Raw genomic sequence first — 21885 nt, 5'->3', positions numbered from 1 at the left:
TAACAGAAGTTACGTATTGAGCAGTGAACTCAATGGATGTAACTTCTGTTTCATCGCTTCGTGGCCCCTCGGAGGTGCCCATGTCCCCTTCCCGCAACTCTCACCGACTCGCCGTGACGGCGGCCGCCGCCGCGCTGCTCACCGTCGCCCCGCTCGGCGTCACCGCCGCGCACGCCCAGGTCACCCGGGTACGCCAGGGCAGCGCCACGGACGCCAGCCGGGCGAGCTGGTCCGGCCCGGCGTACACCATGAACGGCTCCGGCGGCATCGTCACCGCCACCATGACCAGGGCGGTCGACGCGATCCGCGGCGGCACCGGCGCGATCGACGTGGTGGTGGTCGCCGGCTCCGGCACCGGCACCCCGGAGTGCGACGTGATCACGCCGCTGGCCGGCGTCAACTCCTGCACCACGCTCACTCTCACCGCCACCGCGGACGGCAACAACAGTCAGGTCAACGCGGACATCCGCAACGCCGAGTTCGTCTACTTCGCCGGCGGCGACCAGTGCCGCTACGTGGCCTGGAAGGGCACCGCGCTGGAGGCGTCGGTGGAGTCGGTGGTGGCCAAGGGCGGCGGCGTCGGCGGCGGCAGCGCCGGGCACCACGTCAACAGCGACGTGGTGTACGACGCCTGCACCGCGAGCACCACCTCGGCGACCGCGCTGGCCAACCCGTACGACAGGTCGTTGACGTTCACCACCGGCATGTTCCGCTGGCCGAACTACGCCGGCACGATCAACGACTCGCACTTCGTCACCCGGGACCGGATGGGCCGGACCATCGCGTTCGTGGCCCGCGCGGTCAAGGACGGGCTGGTCGCCGGCGGCAAGGCGTGGGGCGTCGGGGTCGAGGAGGGCGCGTCGCTCTACGTCGACCGGGCCGGCCGGGCCACGCTCAGCGGCCCGAGCGCGTACGTGGTGCTCGGTGACCACCAGCCCGAGGTGGCGGTGTCCGGGCAGCCGCTGACCTACACCGGCGTCAAGATCTGGAAGCTGACCGACGGGCAGAGCTACGACTTCGCCAACCGGCCCACCTGCGGCTACTACCTGCGCAGCGTGCGCGCCGGCGTGCCGGACAGCAGCCTCTACAGCGGCACGCCGGTGACCGACTGCTCGACCACCCCGCCGCCGTCGGGCGGGTCGTCCTACGCCGAGGTGGAGCCGAACGACTCCCGGACCGCCGCGAACGACATCTCCGGACTGACCTACCCGGCCACCGTCACCGGGGACATGAAGAGCACCGCCGACCGGGACTACTTCTCGCTCACGCTCGGCAGTGGACAGACGCTGACCGTCAACTGCGCGGTGCCGTCCGCCTACGACGCGGACCTGTACCTGCTCAGCGCCACCGGCAGCACGCTGACCCGGTCGGTGAACGACGGCGCCGGGACGGACGAGTCGGTCACGCTGACCCGGACCGCCTCCGGCTCGGCCACCTACCATCTCGACCTGGAGGCGTACGCCGGCTCCGGCACCGCCGACTACGCCTGCGCGATCACGAAGTCCTGACCGGAACGGGTTCGTGGGCGGGCGGGCGACGCCCGCCCCCCCACGGGTCGGTGGGCCGTTACGCTCTGCTCGTGCCGAACTCCGAAGCTGTCGACGATCCGCACGTGGTGGGCGTCGCGGCGCTGATCCGTGGGCGGCTCGGCGAGTGCAGCCCGGCCGAGCGCCGGGTCGCCCGCACGCTGCTCGCCGCCTATCCCTCCGCCGGCCTGGGCACGGTGGCCGCGCTTGCCGAACGCGCCGAGGTGAGCGCGCCGACCGTGCTGCGGCTGTTGTCCCGGCTCGGTTTCGGCGGGTACCCGGAGTTCCAGCGGGCGCTGCGCGACGAGTTGGCGGAGCGGGAGACCTCGCCGCTGACCGCCTACCGGGCCGCCGAGCACGGCGGGGCGCCGCCGGAGGGCGCGTTGCCCCGGGCCGAGGCGACGCTGCCGGCGGCGGTGGCCGGCACGCTCGCCGACCTGCCCCGGGGGGAGTTGGACGCGGCCGTGCGGCTCCTCGCCGACCAGCAGTTCCGGGTCACCGCGGCCGGTGGCCGGTTCTCCGCGCTGGTGGCCAACTACCTGGTGCTGCACCTGATGCAGGTGCGCGGCAACAGCCGGCTGCTGCCGCCCGGGCCGGTGGCGCGCGCCGACATGCTCGTCGACGTCGGCAAGCGGGATCTCGTCGTGCTCTTCGACTTCCGCCGGTACGAGGAGCCGACGCTGGCGCTGGCCCGGGAGGTGACCGCGCGGGGCGCCCGGGTGGTGCTGTTCACCGACCGGTGGCTGTCGCCGGTGGCCGGGCTGGCCGAGGTGGTGCTGCCCGCCCGGGTCGACTCGCCGTCGCCGTACGACAGCTTCGTGCCCACGCTGGCGTTGGTGGAGACGCTGGTCGCGGCGCTGATCGACAGGCTCGGCCCGGTGGCCGGCGCGCGGCTGAAGGCGATGGAGGGGGCGCAGCAGGCGTTCGGCGACCACTGAAACGTCCGTTACAAAAAACTGTAACCCCACCGAGATCGTAACGTGAGTTACAGTCCGGGGGCTGGCTGATCCGGCCCCCGGAAGGACTCCCCATGCGCATCCGTTTCCTCGCCCTGGTCGGCGCGACCACGGCGTTGCTCGCCACCACCGCCTGCGGTGGCGCCACCGCCACCGGCGGCGCCACCGACGAGATCACGCCCGTCTCGGTCACCATCGACGGTGTCGGACCGGTCGAGACCGACAAGGCCGTCGCCGCCAAGGTCCCGTCCGACGTCCGCGGTCGCGGCACCGTCACGGTCGCCACCAACGCCCCCTACCAGCCGTTCGTCGACTTCAAGGTGGAGGGCCGCACCGACCAGTTCGTCGGCCTCGACCCCGACCTGTTCCAGGCCGCCTCGGCCCGGCTCGGCCTCAAGGCCACCTTCACCCAGCAGCCGTTCGACGGCCTGGTGCCCGGCCTCCAGGCCGCCAAGTACGACGCCATCGCCGGTGGCATCACCGACAAGAAGGAACGCCAGCAGGTCGCCACGTTCGTCGACTACTCCGCCTCCGGCACCGGGTTCCTGGTCGCCGCCGGCAACCCGCTCGGCGTGAAGACGGTGGCCGACCTCTGCGGCCGGACGGTCGCCGTGCAGAAGGCCAGCAACCAGGCGAAGAACCTGGCCACGTACGCCACCCAGAGCTGCGCCGGCCGGCCGCTGGAGATCAAGGAGTACCCGGAGAACCCGCAGGCGGTGCAGGCGCTGATCGCCGGCAACGTGCAGGTGGTCGCCGCCACCCGGGTCAACCTGGTGGAGACCGCCGGCTCGCTCGCCGGCAAGGCCGAGCTGGTCGACGACCCGTCCTCGCCCAACGGCTGGCTGGCCAGCCCGAACGGCTTCGGGTTCCTCAAGGCGAACAAGGAGCTGGCCGAGGCGTACCGGGCCGCCGTGCAGTCCCTGATCGACGACGGCACCTACGGCAAGATCCTGGCCCGCTGGAAGCAGACCCCGATCGCGATCGACAAGGCCACCGTCGACCAGGCCATCGACTGACCGGCGGACCACCGCCCCCCGAACCGCGGTCGCCGGGCGCCCTTTCGACTCCGTGAGGGCGGGCCCGAAGGCGCCCGGCGACCGCCGCACCCCTGCCGGAGGCACTCCCACGATGACCACCACCGAACCCCCGACGGTACGGGTCGTCCCCGTCCGCCACTACGGCCGCTGGCTGACCGCGCTGGTCGTGGCCGGGCTGGCCGCGATGTTCCTGCGGGCGCTGCTGACCAGCCCCAACCTCGAACCCCGCACCGTGGCCCACTACCTGTGCCAGGACTACGTGCTCGACGGCGTGGTCACCACGCTCTGGCTCACGCTGCTCGCCATGCTGCTCGGCACCGCCGGCGGCGTCCTGCTCGCCGTGCTGCGGCTCTCCGACAACCCGGTGCTGCGCGGCGTCTCGTGGACGTTCATCTGGGTCTTCCGCGGCACCCCGCTGCTGGTGCAGATCATCTTCTTCGGGTTCCTCGGCGCGCTGTTCCCCCGGATCACGCTCACCGTGCCGTTCACCGGCACCGTGCTGTTCGACCGCCCCACCAGCGTGGTGATCACCGGCACCGTCGCCGCCGTGCTCGCGCTGTCGCTCAACGAGATGGCGTACGCGGCCGAGGTGATCCGCGGCGGCATCCTGGCCGTCGACGACGGGCAGACCGAGGCCGCCGCCGCGCTCGGCATGGGCCCCACGCTCACCCTGCGCCGGGTGGTGCTGCCCCAGGCCATGCGCGTGATCATCCCGCCGATGGGCAACGAGACCATCACCATGCTCAAGTCGACAGCGCTCGTGTCGATCATCGCCGGACGGGACCTGATGACCGCCGTGCAGAGCGTCTACCAGAACAACTACAAGGTGATCCCGCTGCTCCTGGTGGCGGCGATCTGGTACCTCGCCCTGGTCAGCCTCCTCTCCGTCGGCCAGTGGCTGATCGAGCGCCGGTTCGGCCGCGGCTTCGCCCGGGGAGGCGTGCGATGACGGCGATGGTCCGTGCCGAGGGCGTGACCAAGCGGTTCGGCCCGGTCGAGGTGCTCAAGGGCATCGACCTGACCGTGGCCGCCGGCGAGGTGGCCTGCCTGCTCGGCCCCTCCGGCTCCGGCAAGTCGACGTTCCTGCGGTGCGTCAACCACCTGGAACGCATCGACGGCGGGCAGCTCTCGGTGGACGGCGAGCTGGTCGGCTACCGCCGCCAGGGCGACAAGCTGCACGAGTTGAAGGCCCGCGAGGTGGCCGTGCGCCGCCGGGACATCGGCATGGTGTTCCAGCGGTTCAACCTGTTCCCGCACCTCACCGCGCTCGGCAACGTCACCGAGGCGCCGGTGCGGGTGCTGCGCACCCCGCGCGAACGCGCCCGCGCCGAGGCGATGCGCCTGCTCGACCGCGTCGGGCTGGCCGAGCGCGCGGACCACTACCCGAGCCAGCTCTCCGGCGGCCAGCAGCAGCGGGTGGCGATCGCCCGGGCGCTGGCCATGCGCCCGAAACTGATGCTCTTCGACGAGCCCACCTCCGCGCTCGACCCGGAACTCGTCGGCGAGGTGCTGGACGTGATGAAGGGGCTCGCCGCCGACGGCATGACCATGGTGGTGGTGACGCACGAGATGGGCTTCGCCCGCGAGGTCGCCGACCAGGTCGCGTTCCTCGACGACGGCGTGGTGGTCGAGGCCGGCCCGCCGGACGAGGTGCTCGGCCGACCCCGCCACGAGCGCACCCGCGCCTTCCTCGACAAGGTGCTCTGACATGGACCCGCTGCTGCGCGCCGCCGGTGACCGGCTGACCGCGTACCACGACCGGCTCGCCCGACTGGTCGCGGTCGACTCCGGCTCCGGTCAGGTCGACGGGCTGCGGGAGGTCGCCGACCTGGTGCAGGGCTGGTGCCTCGGCGCCGGGCTGTCCGTCGAGCGGGCGCCGGTGGCCGACCCGGCCGGCCGGCCGCTCGGCGACGTGCTGGTCGCCCGCCGCCGGGGCGCCGGCACCCGCCGGATCCTGCTCGCCGGCCACCTGGACACCGTGTTCCCGCCGGGCACCGCCGCCGCCCGCCCGTTCCGGGTGCAGGACGGCCGGGCGTACGGGCCGGGGGTCAGCGACGACAAGGGCGGCGTGCTCGCCGGACTCGCCGCCGTCGAGGTGCTCGCCACGCTGGACCGGCACCGCTACGGCGAACTGGTGCTGGTCTGCACGCCGGACGAGGAGATCGGGTCGGTGGGCAGCCGGCCGTTGCTGCGTACCCTCGGGGTCGAGGCCGACGTGGCGCTCTGCCTGGAGTGCGCCCGCGACAACGGCGACCTGGTCTCCGCCCGCAAGGGCGTCGCCGACCTGGCGGTGACGCTGCGCGGGCGGGCCGCGCACGCCGGCATCGAACCGGAGCGCGGCGCCAACGCGCTGCTCGCCGCCGCCCGGCTGACCGTGGCGCTGGACCAGCTCAACGGCCGCTGGCCCGGGGTGACGGTGAACGTCGGCGCGTTGGAGGCCGGCGGCCGGCCCAACGTGGTCGCCGACCGGGCCCGGATGCTTGTCGACCTGCGCGCCTGGCGCACCGGCGAGTACGAGGCCGCGCTGGCCGAGATCCGCCGGCTGGTCGCCGCGCCGCTCGTCTCGGGCGTGCACGCCGAGCTGGCCGTGCAGGCGCCCACCCCGCCGTGGGAGCCGGACCCGGCCGGGCACCGGCTGGCCGAGCTGGCCGCGAAGGTGGGCGCCGGGCTCGGCGTACCGGTGTCGCACACCGCGACCGGTGGCTGCGCCGACGCCAACCTGCTGGCCGAGGCCGGCGCGACGGTGCTGGACGGGCTCGGCCCGGTCGGTGGCGCCGACCACAGCCCGGGGGAGTGGCTCGACCTCGACTCGGTGGTGCCGCGGGTGGCGCTGCTGGCCGGCCTGATCGACGCGCTCGGCCGAGCCGACACGTAGCCAGAATCCGGAATTCGATTTCGGCTGTCGGGTAGGGTCCGGGGAGTGGAGGGCTCCCCGTTCCGTGGTGTGACGGCGGCGCTGGCGACCATGCACGGCAAGCAGTGGGCGCTCCGCCCGCCGCTGCGCCGCCGGCTGGGCCTGGGCCTGCGGGTGGCGGCGGTGGACACCGACGCGCTCGGCACGTTCACCGGTGAGGTGCCCCGGCCCGGCACCGCGCGGGAGGTCGTGCTGCGCAAGGCGCGGCTCGGGATGTCCGCCACCGGATGCCCGGTCGGCCTGGCCAGCGAGGGGGCGTTCGGTCCGCACCCGACGCTGCCCGGCGTGCCCGCCGACGTGGAGTACGTCGCGCTTGTCGACGACCGGTCCGGCCTGACCGTGGTGGAGTCCGTGGTCAGCCTGGAGACCAACCACGCGCAGTTCACCACCGACGGTCGGGACCGGCCCGCGGTGGTGGCCTTCCTGCGCCGGGTCGGCTTCCCGCACCACGCCGTCGTCGTCCGGCCGGCGCGGGGCGCGGGCCGGCCGGAGAAGGGTCTGCGCCGGCTCGGTGAGGTGTTCGCCGCGCTGCGCCGGGCAGCCGCCGGCAGCGCCGATGGCGACGCCGTGCTCGCGGCGGACCTGCGGGCCCACGTGAACCCGACCCGGATGCGGGTGATCGCCGCCGCCGGGCTGGGCCTGACCCGCCGGCTCGCCACGACCTGCCCGGAATGCGCCGTGCCCGGGTTCGGCCCGCTCGGCACGGAGGCCGGCCTGCCCTGCCGGGACTGCGGTACGCCCACCCACGACGTGGCGGCGCGGGTCTCCGGATGTGCCCGGTGCCCGTACCGCGAGCGTCGTCCGGTGGCCGGTGCGGCCGACCCCGGGTCCTGCCCGCGCTGCAACCCCTGAGCGCCGTCCCGGTTCAGGCCAGCCGGGCCCCGGCCCGGTTCGGCGGTCGCCGGCGGCCGACGCGCCGGACCGGTGGCGGGGCGCTGGGACGCACCTCGACGAGGGTCAGCTCCCCGTCGTGCCAGACCATGCCGTGCAGGCCGCAGCGGCCGGCGCGTACCGCCTGATCGAGCAGGGGGGAGTGCCGGCGCAGCGCGGCGAGCGTGGCGCGCACCCGTTCGGGTCCGCTGCCGTGCGGCAGCGAACAGGCGGTGTGGCCGAGCACCACCACCAGCGGTGTGCCGAGGTGACCGACCGCGTACTCCAGGCTGCCCCGCACCGAGGGCCCGGTGCTCAGACCGGCGGCGCGGACCGCGAACACGTCGGCGCCGCCGAACACCGTCACCGCTTCCGGCTGCGGATCGGCGCAGGAGAGGACCGCCGCCACCGGGGCGCCGGCCGGGGTGAACGGCGTGGGCGCCGCACCCACCCGGAACCGGTGGTGTCCCGCCCGCAGCCGGGCGAGGGCGAAGCTCGGGCTGACGGGCCATCCCTGCGGCGGCGATCCGGTCATGTCCATCACTGCTCCTCGTGACGAGCCACTGTCGTGCGTCTCACGATACACGAATTAGAAATCGTGTAATAGAGTGCGCTTGTCTGAAGGAGGTGGCGATGGACGTCGCACTGGTCCTGGGAGTCCTGATCGGTCCTGCGTCGGCGGTGCTCGGCGCGTTGGTGGTGCCCGACCCGCGCCGGGCCGCCCGGGTGGTGGGCGCGTTGCTCGGTCTCAGCGCGGTGGCGGCCACCGCGCTGCTGGTCCGGGTGGCGGCCGACCCGGCCGTACCGGGCGTGCTCACCCGCGTCGACACGCTCGGGCCGGCGTTCTCCGTCGGCGTCCGCGTCGACCGGTTCACCGCGCTGTTCGTGCTGCTCGTCTGCGGGCTGGCCGCCGTCGTCGCCGGCTACGCGCGCCGCTACCTCGACGGCGAGCCGGGCGCCCGCGCGCTCCAGGCCCGGGTGGCGGCGGCCACCACCGCGACACTGGTGATGGCCACCGCGCCCAGCCTGGTGCAGTTGGCCGTCGGCTGGATCGCGGCCGGGCATCTGCTGGTCGGCCTCATCGGCCACTACCGGGACCAGCCCAGGGTGCGGGCCGCCGCCCGCCGGACCCGGCGACTGTTCCTCGTCGGCGACGCCGCCCTGGTCGCCGGCCTCGCGCTGCTGGTCACGCCCGCCGGCGACGCCGACCTGGACGCGGTGCGCGCCACCGCCGGCGAGCGGCCCGGATGGCTGCTCGCCACCGCCGGCGCGCTGCTGCTGACGGCCGCCATGGTCCGGTCCGCACAGGTGCCGGCGCACCGCTGGCTGCCGTCCACCCTGGACGCGCCGACCCCGGTCTCGGCGTTCCTGCACGCCGGAATGGTCAACGTGGCCGGGTTCCTCATGATCACGTTGGCGCCGGTGGTCACCGCCGCGCCCGGGATGATGCCGGCGATGGTGCTCGTCGGCCTCGTCACCGCCGTCTCGGGGCTGTTGTTCGCCGCGGTGCGCACCGACGTCAAGGGCACCCTCGCCCGGTCCACCGTCGCGCAGATGGGGTTCATGCTCGCCCAGTGCGGGCTCGGCGCGTTCGGGCTGGCCGCCGTGCACCTGGTCGGGCACGCCGTCTACAAGGCGTACGCGTTCCTCTCCGCCGGCGGCACGCTCCAGGCGCAGGCCCGCGCCGCCGGCACGCCCCGGCCGGAGGGCCCGCCGCCCACCCGGCCCCGCGTCCTCGCCGCCGCGACGGTGATCGTCACCGTGCTCGCCACCGAGCTGCTGCTCGGCACCACCGCGAACGGTGCGCTCAGCGCCGCGCTGGTCGCCGCCGCCGCGCTGGCCGCCGTGTGGTCCGCCCTCGCCGACCGCGCGCTGCCGGCCCGTACCGCCGCTGCCCTCACCGTCACCGTGGCGGCGCTGGCCGGCGGGCACCTCGTCGCCGGGCGGGCGGTCGACCGCTGGCTGGCGCTGCCGTCCGGGACGAGCCTGCTCGGCGTCGGCGCCGTGGCGTGCGTGCTCGCCGTGGTGGCCGTCGCCGGGACCGTGCTGCGCCGCCGGCCGAGCGCCACGCTCTGGTGGTGGGCCTGGCACGACGGCGCCGCCATCCCGCGGGCCCGCCGGACGGCCCCGCCCGACGGGCCGACCCCCGCGGCGCTCACCGTGCCGCGCCCCGGTCTGCTCGACCGCTCGGACGGCGCGCGGGTCGTCGCCGCGGCGACCGCCGCCGCCGACCACGTCGGCGCCGTCGGACCACTGGACGCCTTCGTCGCGGTGAACCCCCTCGCCGGCCGGGAACGCGTGCCGTTCGCCCGGGCCACCGCCGAGCTGCGGGGCCTCGCCGGCACGCGGACCCACCTGCCGGCCGCCGAGTACCGGCAGCGGCTGCGCGACGGGCGGATCACCCCGGCCGACCTCGCCGCCGTGCTCCCGCCACCACCGCGCGTCGCCGGTGCGGTCTTGCTCGGCGACCGGCGGATCGACGTCACCGACCTCCAGTTGACCGTGCTGAGCCAGCCGGTGCACGACGGGCCGCCCCCACCGGCCGACCTGCTCGCGGTGGCGCGGCGCCGGCTCGCCGAGCTGCCCGCGCGGCCCCGCCCCCGTACCCCGGGCGAGGCCGGACCGCACACCCTCGCCGAGACGCTCGACCGGGCGCTGGGCACCCGGACCACCGCGGACGTCGACGACCTGGTGGCCGCCTGGTGCGCGGCGCACAGCGGACGCCCGGCGGCGCTCTGGCCGGTCCCCGGCCCGACGGACGCGGGCTGCTGGGCGCGCTGGCGGCGGATGGCCGGCGCCGACCCGGCGCTGGCCCGGTGGGGCGTCACCGGCCTCGCGACGCTCGTCGACGCCCTGCCCGAGGCGCCCGAGCAGGCCGTCGCGGTGCTCCTGCGCGCGATGGGGGTGCCGCCGGCGGCCTGGTCCACCTACCTGTCCCGGTCCCTGCTCCGGCTGCCCGGCTGGGCCGGGCACGCCCGCTGGGCCCAGACCAACCCCGGGCAGGGGCCGGCACTGAGCCCGCTGGACCTGCTCGCCGTGCGCCTCACCTACGAGTACGCGCTCGCCGGCGCCGCCGCCCAGCGCCACCTGGAGCTGCCCCCGGTGCTGGACTCGCTCGCCGCCGCGACACCCACCACGCTCCCCAGGTCCGCCGGGATCACCCCGGAGGCGCTCGCCCGACTCGCCGGCGCGCTCGACGTCGACGTCGCCACGCTGGCCTGCCTGCCCGGGGAGACCGTGGCCACGCTGCGGGACGTGGCCTGCCAGTTGACCCCGTCCCGGCAGTCCGAGGTGTGGCTCGCCGCCGCCGAGCACGCGTACCGGCGTCGGCTGCGGTACCGGCTGGACCGGGGCGCGGACCGGCCGGCCGTCGACGCCCCGACGCTCACCCAGGCGGTGTTCTGCATCGACGTGCGCAGCGAGGGCCTGCGCCGCCACCTGGAGGCGACCGGGCCGGTCGACACGTACGGCTTCGCCGGCTTCTTCGGCCTGCCCGTGCGTACCGTGACCGCCGGCGCCCGGCGCGGGCGGGACCGCTGCCCGGTCCTCATGCGACCGGTGGCCACCGTCGAGGCGGCGCGGGCCGGCCACGCGGCGCGCTCGCGGCAGGCGTGGCGACGCGCCTACGCCGCCGCCAAGGCGAACCCGGTCGGCGCGTTCGCCTTCGTCGAGGTCGCCGGCGTGCTCGCCACCGCCGCCCTGCTCCTGCGGGCCGCCGCGCCGGGCCGGTTCGTGCCGCCCGCCGACCACACCGCGCCGACCGTCGCCGACCTGACCGCCGCCATGAGCCTCGACGAACAGGTCTACTACGCCGAGGCGACGCTGCGCACCATCGGGCTCACCGCCGGCTTCGCGCCGCTGGTGCTGCTCTGCGGGCACGGCGCCACCAGCGCCAACAACCCGTACGCCGCCGCGCTGGACTGCGGCGCCTGCGGCGGCAACCGGGGCGGGGTGAGTGCCCGTCTCGTCGCCGGGATGCTCAACCGGCCCGAGGTGCGCGCGGCCCTCACCGACCGGGGCATCCACCTGCCCGACGGCACGCACGTGCTGGCCGGCGAGCACGACACCGTCACCGACGAGGTGCGGCTGTTCGACGTGGACGCCGTGCCCGCCGGGCTGCGACCGGCGGTCGAGGAACTGGCCGGCCGGCTGGCCGGGGCGGGCGCGCGGCTGCGCGCGGAACGGGCCGCGCGACTGCCCGGCCGGCCGCGTCCGCGCCGCCTGCCCCGGCGGGCCGGGGACTGGGCGCAGGTCCGCCCGGAGTGGGCGCTGGCCGGCAACGCCGCGTTCATCGCCGCGCCCCGCGAGCTGACCGCCGGCGTCGACCTCGGCTGCCGGACGTTCCTGCACTCCTACGACTGGACCGGCGACCGGGACGCGGCGGCGCTGGAGGCGATCATGACCGGCCCGCTGGTGGTGGCCGCCTGGATCAACCTCCAGTACTACTTCTCCACGGTCGACCCGCAGCGGCTCGGCGCGGGCACCAAGACCGTGCACACCGTGCTCGGCGACGCGCTCGGCGTCCTCTCCGGATCCGGCGGCGACCTGCGCCTCGGCCTGCCGCTCCAGTCGGTCGCCGACGGCACGCGGCCGGCGCACGAGCCGCTGCGGCTGCTCGCGGTGATCCGCGCCCCGCACCACCTGGTCGACGCGGTGCTGGGCCGCAACCCCGGGCTGCGGCACCTGGTCGACGGCGGGTGGCTGTCGCTGACCGTCGTCGACCCCGGCACCGGCGCGTGGTCCGAGCCCGCGTCGGGTGGATCGTGGCGGGCGCTGCCCGCCCCGCGCCACGTCACCGCACCCACCACCGAGCCGCCCGCGCGCCACCCGGCGCCCGCGACGGAGAAGGAGTACACGGCATGAACGAACTGGGACTGACCCGCATGGTCAAGGTGGAGGTCGTCACGCGCGCCGACGACGCCGACGCCGTCCGCACCCTGCTGCACGCCTCCGGGGTGAGCGGCTGGACCAGCCTGAGCGGCGTCTCCGGCTTCGGCCACCACGGCACCCACGAGGGGCGGCTGCTCTTCAACGACCGGGCCGGACTCGTCATGGTCATCGCCGTGCTCCCGCCGGGCCGGGCCGAGCCGGTGGTCACCGGGCTGCGCGACATCCTGGCCCAGCGGCCCGGCGTGATGTTCGTCAGCGACGCCTGGGTCAGCCGACCCGATTACTTCGGCGCCGACCGGGCGGCGGAGTGACCGCCGGGCGGGCGCTCCGGCGGGATCCGTCCCGTCGGGGCGTCCGCCCGAGCGGTGTCGTACGGTGACCGCATGGGACGCGTCGCGCGGTGGCGTCGGGTGGCCCGGGCACACCCGACCGTGACCGATGCGCTGCTGGCCGCGCTGCTCTTCGTGGTCAGCCTGCTCCCGGTGAACCCGCCCGGCGGGCCCCCGCGCGACCCGCTGACCGTCGGCGCGGTGCTGCTCGCGCTGGCCGGCTGCGGCGCGCTGGTGCTGCGCCGCCGCCACCCGTTGCCGGTGCTCGCGCTGGTCACCGCCACGGCGGCCACCGCGCTGCTGGTGCAACAGGCGCGAGGGCCGTTCGTGCTGACCGTGGCGCTGGCCGCGTACACGGTGGCGACCCGGACCGACCGGCGGACCGCGGTGGCGGCCGGCGCGGCGAGCGGCCTGGTGCTCGGCGGCGGCGCGGTCGTCGCGCTCGGGGTGGGCTGGCTGGACCCGGCGGTCGTGGTGCTGCTGCTCTGGTTCGGCGTCGCGGTGGCGGCCGGCGACGCGGTCCGCAGCCGGCGGGCCTACGTGGCGGTGCTGGAGGAGCGTGCGCGGCGGGCCGAGCGGACCCGCGAGGAGGAGGCCCGCCGCCGGGTGGTGGAGGAACGGCTCCGGATCGCCCGGGAGCTGCACGACGTGGTGGCCCACCAGATCGCGCTGATCAACGTGCAGGCCGGGGTGGCCGGGCACCTGTTGCGGGAGCGGCCGGACGCGGCCGAGGAGGCGCTCGGGCACGTCCGGTCCGCGACCCGCACCGTGCTGGACGAGCTGGCCACCCTGCTCGGCCTGCTCCGGCGCGGTGAGCCGGACGCGCCGACCGAGCCGACGCCCGGCCTGGGCCGCCTCGACGCCCTCGTCGACGGCTTCGCCGCCGTCCAGCCGGTGCGCTGGACCCTGACCGGCCGGCCCCGGCCGCTGCCCAGCACGGTCGACGTGGCGGCCTACCGGATCGTCCAGGAGTCGCTGACCAACGCCCACCGGCACGCGCCCGGCGCGGCCGTCACGGTCGGCGTCACGTACACCGGCGCCGGCGTGGTGGTGGAGATCCGCGACGACGGGCCCGGCCCGAGCGGAACCAGCGACCAGGGAACCGGCCTCGGCCTGCTCGGGATGCGGGAACGGGCCGAGGCGGTGGGCGGCGTGTTCCACGCCGGTGCCGGGCCCGGCGGCGGCTTCCGGGTCCGCGCGGAACTGCCCGCCCCGATCCCGCAGGAGGTGGCATGACCGTCCGGGTGCTGCTCGCCGACGACCAGACCCTCATCCGCGCCGGCTTCCGCGCGCTCGTCGACTCAGCGCCGGACCTGTGCGTGGTGGGGGAGGCCGCCACCGGGCGGGAGGCGGTCGAACGGGCCCGCGCCACCCGCGCCGACGTGGTGCTGATGGACATCCGGATGCCCGACCTCGACGGCCTGGCCGCCACCCGGGAGATCACCGCCGACGAGGACCTGGCCGGCGTACGGGTGCTGATCCTGACCACGTTCGAGGTCGACGAGTACGTCTTCGAGGCGCTACGCGCCGGCGCCAGCGGCTTCCTCGGCAAGGGCGTGGAACCGGCCGAGCTGCTCGACGCGATCCGTACCGTCGCGGCCGGGGAGGCGCTGCTGTCCCCGAAGGCGACCCGTGGGCTGATCGCCCGGTTCCTGGCCCAGCCCGACCCGCGGCCCGGGGCCACCCCGGAGCGGCTGCGGGTGCTCACCGAACGGGAACGCGAGGTGGTCACGCTGGTCGCCGCCGGGCTGAGCAACGAGCAGATCGCCCAGCGGCTGGTGGTCTCCCCGCTGACCGCCAAGACCCACGTCAACCGCGCGATGGCCAAGCTCGACGCCCGGGACCGGGCCCAACTGGTGGTGATCGCCTACCAGAGCGGCCTGGTCCGGGCCGACCCACCGGCGCGGTAGCCGGGCCGCTGACGTACCGCGTTCGCGGTACGCGCAGGTGTCCGCGTCCGGCCGACGCGCCGGCCGGGGTACGCGGGCCAGGGTTGAGCACATGATCGAAGCCCACGACCTGAGCAAACGGTACGGCGACAAGCTCGCCGTCGACGCCCTGACCTTCACCGTCCGGCCCGGCGTGGTGACCGGTTTCCTCGGTCCCAACGGCGCCGGCAAGTCCACCACCATGCGGATGATCCTCGGCCTGGACGCGCCGACCGCCGGGACCGTACGGGTCAACGGCCGCCGCTACGTCGCGCACCGGGACCCGCTGCGCCAGGTCGGCGCGCTGCTGGAGGCCAAGGCGGTGCACACCGGCCGGTCCGCCCGCAACCATCTGCTCGCCGTGGCCGCCACGCACGGCATCGGCCGCCGCCGTGTCGACGAGGTGATCGACCTGGTCGGCCTGCGTGAGGTGGCCGGCCGGCGGGCCGGCGGGTTCTCGCTCGGCATGGGTCAGCGGCTGGGCATCGCCGGCGCGCTGCTCGGCGACCCGGCGGTGGTGATGCTCGACGAGCCGGTCAACGGCCTCGACCCGGACGGCATCCGGTGGATCCGCGGCCTGCTCAAGGGCCTCGCCGCCGAGGGCCGGACGGTCTTCGTCTCCTCGCACCTGATGAGCGAGATGGCCCAGACCGCCGAGCATCTGATCGTGGTCGGCCGGGGCCGGCTGATCGCCGACGTGTCGCTCGCCGAGTTCACCCGCCGGGCCTCCCGCGGCACCGTTCGGGTGCGCTCACCCCAGGCCACGGCGCTGCGCGACCTGCTGGCCGGCCCGGACGTCACCATCACCGGCGGCGAGCCCGGCGTGCTGGACGTCAGCGGACTGCGCCCCGATGCGATCGGCGACCGGGCCGCCGCCGCCGGGCTCACCCTGCACGAGCTGACCCCCACCGAGGCGTCGCTCGAAGAGGCGTTCATGACCATGACCCGCGACGCCGTCGAGTACGTCGGCGCCACCGAAGGAGCTGACCGATGACCACCGCGGCCCCACCCGCCACCACCGTGCCGACCGACGCCCGGATCACCGTCCCCCGGGTGGTCCGAAGCGAATGGATCAAGTTCCGTTCCCTGCGCTCGTCGCTGATCATGCTGGCCGCGACCGTGGTGGTGTTCGCCGCGCTGGGGCTCGGCTTCTCGACGTTCCTGGCCGACGCCACGATCGAGCCGGGCACCCCGGCGCCGCCCGGCGGGCCGTCGTCGCTCGACCCGCTCGGCGCCAGCCTCGGCGGCGTCAACCTCGCCCAACTGCTCGTCGGCACGCTCGGTGTGCTGCTGGCCGCCGGCGAGTACGGCACCGGCATGATCCGCTCGTCCCTCGCCGCGGTGCCGACCCGCTGGCCGGTGCTCGCCGGCAAGGTCGTCGTGCTGGCCGGCGTCGTGCTGGTCGTGCTGGTGCCGAGCACGCTGCTCACCTTCCTCGGCGGGCAGGCGATCCTGGGCGACCAGGGCATCTCCCTCTCCGACGACGGCGTGCTGCGCGCGGTGCTCGGCACGGCCGGCTACCTCGCGGCCGTCGGTGTGCTCGGCGCGGCGCTCGGCTCGCTGCTGCGCACCACCGCCGGCGCGCTGACCAGCGTGGTCGCGCTGCTGCTGGTCGTGCCGGGAGTGGTGTCGCTGCTGCCGGAGAGCTGGTCGGAGCGGATCTCGCCGTACCTGCCGTCCAACGCCGGGCAGGCGTTCATGAGCGTGGGCGGGGGCGGCGACCTGCTCTCCCCGGGCGCCGGCGCGGCCGTCCTCGCGGCCTGGCTGCTCGTCCTGCTCGGCGCCGCCCTGGTCCTGCTGCGCCGCCGGGACGCCTGACCGGTGCCGCCGGCCGTTCGCGGAACCGCGCGGCCGGTCAGCGGCGGAGGATGCCGAGGTCGACGGCGGCGGCGACCGCCGCGGTGCGGGAGTCGACGCGCAGCTTGGTGTAGATGCGCGACAGGTGCGACTTGACCGTGCCCTCGGTCAGGTGCAGGCGACGGCCGACGGCCTGGTTGGACAGCCCGTCCGCGACCAGGCCGAGCACCTCCGTCTCCCGCCGGGTCAGCGCCGTGTCCGGCGTGCGTAGCCGGTTCACCAGCCGGTCCGCGACGGCCGGAGCCAGCGCGGTACGGCCGGCGGCGGCGGCCCGCACGGCGGCGGCCAGCTCGTCCGGCGAGGCGTCCTTGAGCAGGTAGCCGGTCGCGCCGGCCTCGATCGCGGGCAGCGTGTCCGCGTCGCTGTCGTAGGTCGTGACGATCAGCACCCGGGGCGCGTGCGGTCGGGCGGTGATGGCGGCGGTCGCGTCGACCCCGCTCAGGCCGGCGCCGAAGCGCAGGTCCATCAGCACCACGTCGACGTCGCCGCCGGCAGCGCGGGCCACCGCCGCCTCGGCGGTGGCCGCCTCGGCCACCACGACCAGGCCCGGCTCGGTCTCCAGCACGGCGCGCAGCCCGGCCCGGACGACCGGGTGGTCGTCGGCGATCAGCAGCCGGACCGGCGCGTCGATCACGGCCGCCCGCCGGGCGGGGTGCGGGGGAGCCTCGCCGACACGGTGGCGCCGCGGCCGGGCGCGGCGGCCACGGTCAGCGCGCCGCCGAGCGCGCGGGTCCGCGCCCGCATGGCGGCGAGGCCGAACCCACCGCCGTCGGGCCCCGGACCGGGCAGCCGCTCGGGGTCGAACCCGCCGCCGTCGTCGGTCACGTCCAGGGTCACCCGGTCGGCGCGATAGCCGAGCGTCACCTCGACGGTGGTGGCCCCGGCGTGACGCACGGTGTTGGCCAGCGCCGCCTGGGCGACGCGCAGCAGCGCGACCTCGTACGTGGTCGGCAGCGGGACCGGCGCCCCGGTGACCGCGAACCGGGCAGCGAGCCGGTGCCGGGCGCCGGTGGTGGCGCAGAGGCGTCGCAGCGCGTCGGCCAGCGTGGTGTCGTCCAACGCCGGTGGGGTGAGCGCGGCGACGAAGCGCCGGGCCTCGGCGAGGTTGTCCGCCGCCGCCTGCCGGGCCTGCTCGACGTGGCGGGCGGCGGTGTCCGGCCGGTCCGGCAGCACCCGGCCGGCGGCGCGCAGCAGCAACTGGATGCTGGTCAGGCCCTGCGCCAGCGTGTCGTGGATCTCGGCGGCCAGCCGCTCGCGTTCCGCCGCCACCCCGGCCTCGTGCTGCGCCCGGGCCAGGTCGGCGCGGGTGGCGGTCAGCTCCTCGATCAGCCGCCGGCGGCGCTCGCTCTCCCGGTAGAGCGCCTGGTAGCCCCGGACCACCGCCACCGCGACCGCGGCGCCGAGCACCGGCCCGACCGTGCCGGCCACGCTGACCGCGCCGCGATGGGCGGCGAAGGCGACGACGGCCACCACGGCGGTCACCGCGACGGCGACCGGTCCGGCGCGCCGGGACAGCAGGTGCAGTTGCAGCAGGTAGAGCGGGAACGCGAGCCACAGCCCGTCCACGGTCAGCACGGTCAGCGCCAGCCACCCGACGCCGACCGCGGCCAGCCACCAGCCGGCGGCCCGTCGGGAGCGGTGGACGCCGGGCCTTAGCGCCCCGGCGGCGTACGTCAGCAGGCCCGCCGCCGCGACCGCGGCGATCACCGGCGCGTGCGGCTGCCCGGTGACGACGGCCCGGAGGCCGGCGAGCGCGAAGAGGACACCCACCAGCAGGTGCAGGCACCAGGCCAGCACGCGGGCGGTGGAGGTCAGGGCGGGAACGGCGGTCACGGCCCTCCCAGCCTAGAGGAGGCGCAGGTCGGCGGGGATCTGTCGAAAGGTGTAACCGGTCCACCGCCGTTCCGCCCGGAAAGTGCCGTCCCCCGCCGGATGCCCGGGCCGGCCTCCGGCGACGACCGTGGAAGCGACCACCCCGCCGTCGAAAGGACCGCGTCGCCCGTGTTCGTCGCCTGGAGAGACCTCAGGTTCGCCAAGGGGCGCTTCGCCCTGATGGGAACCGTCATCGTGCTGATCACCCTGCTGGTCGGCCTGCTGTCCGGGCTGACCGCCGGGCTGGGCCGGCAGAACACCTCCGCGATCACCGGCCTGCCCGCCGACCGGATCGCCTTCGGCGGCCCGCAGCCGTCGTACGCCGACTCGACCGTCACGCGCCGGCAGTGGCAGCGCTGGGCCGACACGCCCGGCGTCACCGCCGCCGAGCCGCTGGGCATCGGCACCACCCGGGTCACCGCCGGTGGCCGCAGCGCCGCCGTCTCCGTGTTCGGCGTCCGGGCCGGCTCCCGCCTCGCCCCCGGCGACCTCGACGACCACACCGCGGTGCTGTCCACCCCGGCCGCCACCGACCTGGGCCTGCGCGTCGGCGACCGCCTCACCGTGGCCGGCCGGGAGCTGACCGTGGCGGCGGTCCGCGGCGACGCCTCCTTCAGCCACACCCCGGTGGTGTGGACCAGCCTCGACTCGTGGCGGCGGACCGGCGACGCCGACGCGGACACCGCCACCGTGATCGCGCTGCGCACCGCCGCCGGCGTGGACGTGGCCACCACCGACCGGGCCGCCGGCACCCGGACCGTCCGCACCGGCGACTCGCTGGCCGCGATCGGCTCCTACCGCTCGGAGAACGGCTCGCTCCAACTCATGCGCGGCTTCCTGTTCGCCATCTCCGCCCTGGTCATCGGCGCCTTCTTCACGGTGTGGACGATCCAGCGCAGCGGCGACGTCGCGGTCCTGAAGGCCCTCGGCGCCTCCACCGCCGCCCTGCTCGTCGACGCGCTCGGGCAGGCCGGCGTCCTGCTGGTCGGCGGCACCGCGCTCGGCACCGGCCTGGCCGCCGGGCTCGGCGTGCTGGTCTCCGGCTCGGACGTGCCGTTCGTGCTGACGCCCGCCACCGTCGCCGTCCCGGCCACCGTGATGATCGTCCTCGGCATGCTCGGCGCCGCCCTGTCCGTGCGCCGCATCACCGCCGTCGACCCGCTCACCGCACTGGGGAGCGCCCGATGAGCCTCGACCTGACCGACGTCACGCTCACCTACCCGGACGGCGAGAACCGGCTCACCGCGCTCGACCACGTGACGCTCTCGGTCGCGAAGGGCGACCTGACCGCCGTGGTCGGCCCGTCCGGGTCGGGCAAGTCCAGCCTGCTCGCGGTCGCCGCCACGCTCGTCACCCCGGACGCCGGCACCGTCCACGTCGACGGCGTCGCCACCACCGGGATGGGCCGCGGCGCGCTCGCCGCGCTGCGCCGGCGCGCGATCGGCATCGTCTTCCAGCAGCCCAACCTGCTGCCGTCGCTGACCGCCGCCGAGCAGCTCCAGGTGATGGCCACCCTCGCCGGCCGGTCGCCGGCCGGGGCCCGGGACCGGGCGCGAGGGCTGCTCGACGCGGTCGGGCTCGCCGCCCAGGCCGGCCGGCGCCCGCACCAGCTCTCCGGCGGCCAGCGCCAGCGGGTCAACATCGCCCGCGCCCTGATGAACGACCCGGTCGTCCTGCTCGTCGACGAGCCGACAAGCGCGCTCGACCACGAGCGGGGCGCCGCCGTCATCGACCTGATCGGCCGGCTCACCCGCGAGCGGGGCACCGCCACGGTGCTGGTCACCCACGACCGCGACCACCTCGCCGCCGCCGACCGGATCGTGGCGATGCGCGACGGCCGTCTGCACGACGCGACCTGAGCGGTACAGCAGGCGCTACCTTCCGCCGCCGGCGCTGCCGGCCGCAGGCACCACCTCGGGCCGTCACCGGTGGTGGCCGGCGTCGGCTACGGTGGCCGACGTGACGACGCAGGACACCAGGCCATCGTTCGCGCCGGACGCCGTGGTCGTGCTCGGCGCGCTGGTGGCCACCGTGGGCTATCTGTCGCCGTGGTTCCGCGTCTCGGCCGGCTACTCCTGGTCCTTCTCCGGCTGGGCGTACGCGTCGTTGAGCACCGGCGGCGGCTGGACCCTGTTGACGCTGGGCTGGCTGCTGGTGGCGCTGGTGGCCGGCGGTTGGGCGCGGGCGTACCCGGGCGCCGCGCTGACCGCGTTGACCGCGGCCGTCGGCGCGCTGACCTTCGCGCTGGCCGTGGTCGCGGCGAGCTTCGCCGAGTTCCGGGAGCGCGGCAGCATCAACTGGATCGCGGACCTGCCGTTCGGGGTCGGGCTGCCGCTGATGGCCACCGGCTTCGGCCTGTTGGTCGCCGGCGGGGTCCGCGCCGTGGTGCGCTCGACGCTCCGGGCGCACGACCCCTCCGCCGAGGGCTAGCCGCCGGCCCGGCCCCGCGGGTTTGCCGGGGTCCCTTCCTATCGCCCAGGCGTGAGGAAGGGGCCCCGGCAATCACCTCAGTTCAGGCCGCAGGCGGCCAGCGCGTCCAGGTTCGGGCGCTGCGCGCCGACCCGGTTGAAGGCGATCTCGATGCGGTCGAGCGCGGCGCCACGCTTGCTCTTCAGCGGGCCGAGGATGGCGTTGTCGATGAACGCCGGCCCGCCCTCGGGCCGGACCGCGAGCCGGGCCAGGCGGGCGTTCGCCTCGGCGATCTGGTTGTCCAGTGTGGCCAGCTCGGCCCGCACCTGGGCCGCCGCCGCCGCGGGGACGGCGGGGAGCCGCACCCCGGGGCAGTTGACGGTCCGGGCCGCCCCGGTCGCCGCCCCACCGTTCTGTCCGCCCGCGCCGTTCTGTCCGCCGGCACCGTTCTGTCCGCCCGCGCCGTTCTGTCCGCCGGTCGCGCCGCCCTGGCCGGCGCCGCCGTTGACGGCGCTCGGCACGCCGGCGGTGTTGAGCCCGCAGCCGGCCAGCGCGTCCAGGTTCGGGCGCTGCGCGCCGATCCGGTTGAAGGCGATCTCGATCCGGTCGAGCGCGGCGGTGCGCTTGTTCTTCAGCGGGCCGAGGATGGCGTTGTTGACGAAGTTCGGGCCGCCCTCGGGCTTGACCGCGAGCCGGGCCAACCGCTCGTTCTGCCGGGCGATCTCCTGGTCCAGGTTGGCCAGTTCCCGTTCCACCTCGGCGTTCGCCGCCGCCGGCACCGCGGGCAGCTTGTCGCGCACCGTCGGGCAGTTCACGGTCTGTGCCGCGGCGGCCGGTGCGGCCGAGCCGCCGTTCTCGTCGGCGGACGCCAGTTGCAGTCCGCCGGCGAGCAGGAGCGCCGCGAGGGCGCCCACCCCACCGAGTTTCAGGACCGCGTTGTTGCGCGTACCCCTGGCCATGCACCTCTCCTTTGGTTGACCTGGAGGGCCGGCGCGGCGTGTGCCGCGCCGCCGCTCCGCGGTGCGAAGTGAGACGCAGGAATCGCCTCTCGTGCCCGCTCCGGCATCGCGGTTCCGGACGATGTCCCTGTCGGGGATGGGTACGGTCGGCGCGGCCGGATCGTTCACGTCGGGGCGGAGATTGACCACATCGGCGTGCGTCAGTAGACTGCGCTGAAAGCGCTTTCACAGCGGGAGGCGTGACGGGCCCGTCGAGCACACGGGCGTCCGGGCAGCAGGAAGGCCCGCCGGCGGCACCGACCGGGCATCGGTGTCGACGCCGGCGCGGCACCCAACCA

General features: G+C 75.7%; 20 protein-coding genes. 16 read left to right on the top strand and 4 right to left on the bottom strand.

All coding sequences use genetic code 11. The features are described 5' to 3' along the window. Positions 1–113: 113 nt before the first annotated feature. The 7 genes from ACLQ2W_RS13905 to ACLQ2W_RS13875 all read left to right on the top strand — a co-directional run bounded on the left by ACLQ2W_RS13905 (position 114) and on the right by ACLQ2W_RS13875 (position 7285). A complete protein-coding gene (locus ACLQ2W_RS13905; protein ID WP_425786748.1) occupies positions 114–1508 on the top strand; it encodes a hypothetical protein in 1395 nt (464 codons plus the stop codon). 71 nt (positions 1509–1579) lie between these two features. After that, positions 1580–2464, top strand: coding sequence for a MurR/RpiR family transcriptional regulator (locus tag ACLQ2W_RS13900; RefSeq protein WP_425786747.1), 885 nt, complete (start codon positions 1580–1582; stop codon positions 2462–2464). Between the two features lie 92 nt (positions 2465–2556). Beyond that, a complete protein-coding gene (locus ACLQ2W_RS13895; protein WP_425786746.1) occupies positions 2557–3498 on the top strand; it encodes a transporter substrate-binding domain-containing protein in 942 nt (313 codons plus the stop codon). 112 nt (positions 3499–3610) lie between these two features. Then, positions 3611–4468, top strand: a complete 858-nt coding sequence (locus ACLQ2W_RS13890) for an amino acid ABC transporter permease (protein WP_425786745.1) — start codon at positions 3611–3613, stop codon at positions 4466–4468. Next, the gene (locus tag ACLQ2W_RS13885; RefSeq protein ID WP_107157273.1) at positions 4465–5226 is read left to right on the top strand and encodes an amino acid ABC transporter ATP-binding protein; all 762 of its coding nucleotides are present in this window, start codon (positions 4465–4467) and stop codon (positions 5224–5226) included. Before ACLQ2W_RS13890 ends, ACLQ2W_RS13885 begins: the two co-directional genes overlap by 4 nt. 1 nt (position 5227) lies before the next feature. After that, positions 5228–6394: a M20/M25/M40 family metallo-hydrolase gene (locus ACLQ2W_RS13880; protein ID WP_425786744.1), complete on the top strand. Its 1167-nt coding sequence runs from the start codon at positions 5228–5230 to the stop codon at positions 6392–6394. A 45-nt stretch (positions 6395–6439) separates the two neighbouring features. Beyond that, the gene (locus ACLQ2W_RS13875; RefSeq protein ID WP_425786743.1) at positions 6440–7285 is read left to right on the top strand and encodes a DUF6671 family protein; all 846 of its coding nucleotides are present in this window, start codon (positions 6440–6442) and stop codon (positions 7283–7285) included. Positions 7286–7298: 13 nt separating this feature from the next. Here ACLQ2W_RS13875 and ACLQ2W_RS13870 read toward each other — a convergent pair whose 3' ends face one another. Next, positions 7299–7844: a carbonic anhydrase gene (locus ACLQ2W_RS13870; RefSeq protein ID WP_425786742.1), complete on the bottom strand. Its 546-nt coding sequence runs from the start codon at positions 7842–7844 to the stop codon at positions 7299–7301. Positions 7845–7936: 92 nt separating this feature from the next. On the opposite strand from ACLQ2W_RS13870, the gene ACLQ2W_RS13865 reads away from it, so the two are divergent. From ACLQ2W_RS13865 to ACLQ2W_RS13840, 6 genes are all read left to right on the top strand, one after another. After that, positions 7937–12166: a putative inorganic carbon transporter subunit DabA gene (locus tag ACLQ2W_RS13865; RefSeq protein ID WP_425786741.1), complete on the top strand. Its 4230-nt coding sequence runs from the start codon at positions 7937–7939 to the stop codon at positions 12164–12166. Next, positions 12163–12504 (top strand): DUF190 domain-containing protein, encoded by a 342-nt coding sequence (locus ACLQ2W_RS13860; protein ID WP_405089875.1) that lies wholly within the window; start codon positions 12163–12165, stop codon positions 12502–12504. Before ACLQ2W_RS13865 ends, ACLQ2W_RS13860 begins: the two co-directional genes overlap by 4 nt. A gap of 72 nt (positions 12505–12576) precedes the next feature. After that, positions 12577–13758, top strand: coding sequence for a sensor histidine kinase (locus tag ACLQ2W_RS13855; RefSeq protein WP_425786740.1), 1182 nt, complete (start codon positions 12577–12579; stop codon positions 13756–13758). Next, positions 13755–14432: a response regulator transcription factor gene (locus ACLQ2W_RS13850; protein ID WP_281942109.1), complete on the top strand. Its 678-nt coding sequence runs from the start codon at positions 13755–13757 to the stop codon at positions 14430–14432. The genes ACLQ2W_RS13855 and ACLQ2W_RS13850 overlap by 4 nt, the downstream gene beginning before the upstream one ends. A gap of 91 nt (positions 14433–14523) precedes the next feature. Continuing rightward, positions 14524–15444 carry an ABC transporter ATP-binding protein gene (locus ACLQ2W_RS13845; protein WP_425786739.1) on the top strand — a complete coding sequence of 307 codons (921 nt, stop codon included), beginning with the start codon at positions 14524–14526 and terminating at the stop codon, positions 15442–15444. Next, positions 15441–16268 (top strand): ABC transporter permease subunit, encoded by an 828-nt coding sequence (locus ACLQ2W_RS13840; RefSeq protein WP_425786738.1) that lies wholly within the window; start codon positions 15441–15443, stop codon positions 16266–16268. The genes ACLQ2W_RS13845 and ACLQ2W_RS13840 overlap by 4 nt, the downstream gene beginning before the upstream one ends. Before the next feature lie 37 nt (positions 16269–16305). Here ACLQ2W_RS13840 and ACLQ2W_RS13835 read toward each other — a convergent pair whose 3' ends face one another. After that, positions 16306–16938, bottom strand: coding sequence for a response regulator (locus ACLQ2W_RS13835; RefSeq protein ID WP_425786966.1), 633 nt, complete (start codon positions 16936–16938; stop codon positions 16306–16308). After that, positions 16938–18140 (bottom strand): sensor histidine kinase, encoded by a 1203-nt coding sequence (locus ACLQ2W_RS13830; RefSeq protein WP_425786737.1) that lies wholly within the window; start codon positions 18138–18140, stop codon positions 16938–16940. Before ACLQ2W_RS13830 ends, ACLQ2W_RS13835 begins: the two co-directional genes overlap by 1 nt. Positions 18141–18359: 219 nt before the next feature. On the opposite strand from ACLQ2W_RS13830, the gene ACLQ2W_RS13825 reads away from it, so the two are divergent. The 3 genes from ACLQ2W_RS13825 (at position 18360) to ACLQ2W_RS13815 (ending at position 20609) form a co-directional block, all read left to right on the top strand. Beyond that, positions 18360–19367: an ABC transporter permease gene (locus ACLQ2W_RS13825; protein WP_425786736.1), complete on the top strand. Its 1008-nt coding sequence runs from the start codon at positions 18360–18362 to the stop codon at positions 19365–19367. Continuing rightward, a complete protein-coding gene (locus tag ACLQ2W_RS13820) occupies positions 19364–20038 on the top strand; it encodes an ABC transporter ATP-binding protein (protein WP_425786734.1) in 675 nt (224 codons plus the stop codon). Before ACLQ2W_RS13825 ends, ACLQ2W_RS13820 begins: the two co-directional genes overlap by 4 nt. A gap of 100 nt (positions 20039–20138) precedes the next feature. Further along, entirely contained in the window at positions 20139–20609 is a 471-nt protein-coding gene (locus ACLQ2W_RS13815) for a hypothetical protein (protein ID WP_425786733.1), read from the top strand. Positions 20610–20686: 77 nt separating this feature from the next. On the opposite strand, the gene ACLQ2W_RS13810 is transcribed toward ACLQ2W_RS13815, so the two are convergent. Next, positions 20687–21547, bottom strand: coding sequence for a hypothetical protein (locus ACLQ2W_RS13810; RefSeq protein ID WP_425786732.1), 861 nt, complete (start codon positions 21545–21547; stop codon positions 20687–20689). Between the last annotated feature and the right edge of the window lie 338 nt (positions 21548–21885).

The sequence above is a fragment of the Micromonospora sp. DT227 genome (genome assembly GCF_049841835.1).
GTDB lineage: Bacteria > Actinomycetota > Actinomycetes > Mycobacteriales > Micromonosporaceae > Micromonospora.
This window is presented reverse-complemented; position numbering and strand designations above follow the sequence as displayed.

Excerpts from the sequence above, each read along its gene's own strand:
- ACLQ2W_RS13870 (WP_425786742.1), bottom strand. The coding sequence starts at position 7,844 with ATGGACATGACCGGATCGCCGCCGCAGGGATGGCCCGTCAGCCCGAGC.
- ACLQ2W_RS13850 (WP_281942109.1), top strand. The coding sequence starts at position 13,755 with ATGACCGTCCGGGTGCTGCTCGCCGACGACCAGACCCTCATCCGCGCC.
- ACLQ2W_RS13860 (WP_405089875.1), top strand. The coding sequence starts at position 12,163 with ATGAACGAACTGGGACTGACCCGCATGGTCAAGGTGGAGGTCGTCACG.
- ACLQ2W_RS13845 (WP_425786739.1), top strand. The coding sequence starts at position 14,524 with ATGATCGAAGCCCACGACCTGAGCAAACGGTACGGCGACAAGCTCGCC.
- ACLQ2W_RS13855 (WP_425786740.1), top strand. The coding sequence starts at position 12,577 with ATGGGACGCGTCGCGCGGTGGCGTCGGGTGGCCCGGGCACACCCGACC.
- ACLQ2W_RS13895 (WP_425786746.1), top strand. The coding sequence starts at position 2,557 with ATGCGCATCCGTTTCCTCGCCCTGGTCGGCGCGACCACGGCGTTGCTC.
- ACLQ2W_RS13810 (WP_425786732.1), bottom strand. The coding sequence starts at position 21,547 with ATGGCCAGGGGTACGCGCAACAACGCGGTCCTGAAACTCGGTGGGGTG.
- ACLQ2W_RS13890 (WP_425786745.1), top strand. The coding sequence starts at position 3,611 with ATGACCACCACCGAACCCCCGACGGTACGGGTCGTCCCCGTCCGCCAC.
- ACLQ2W_RS13865 (WP_425786741.1), top strand. The coding sequence starts at position 7,937 with ATGGACGTCGCACTGGTCCTGGGAGTCCTGATCGGTCCTGCGTCGGCG.
- ACLQ2W_RS13880 (WP_425786744.1), top strand. The coding sequence starts at position 5,228 with ATGGACCCGCTGCTGCGCGCCGCCGGTGACCGGCTGACCGCGTACCAC.
- ACLQ2W_RS13840 (WP_425786738.1), top strand. The coding sequence starts at position 15,441 with ATGACCACCGCGGCCCCACCCGCCACCACCGTGCCGACCGACGCCCGG.
- ACLQ2W_RS13820 (WP_425786734.1), top strand. The coding sequence starts at position 19,364 with ATGAGCCTCGACCTGACCGACGTCACGCTCACCTACCCGGACGGCGAG.
- ACLQ2W_RS13885 (WP_107157273.1), top strand. The coding sequence starts at position 4,465 with ATGACGGCGATGGTCCGTGCCGAGGGCGTGACCAAGCGGTTCGGCCCG.
- ACLQ2W_RS13825 (WP_425786736.1), top strand. The coding sequence starts at position 18,360 with ATGGGAACCGTCATCGTGCTGATCACCCTGCTGGTCGGCCTGCTGTCC.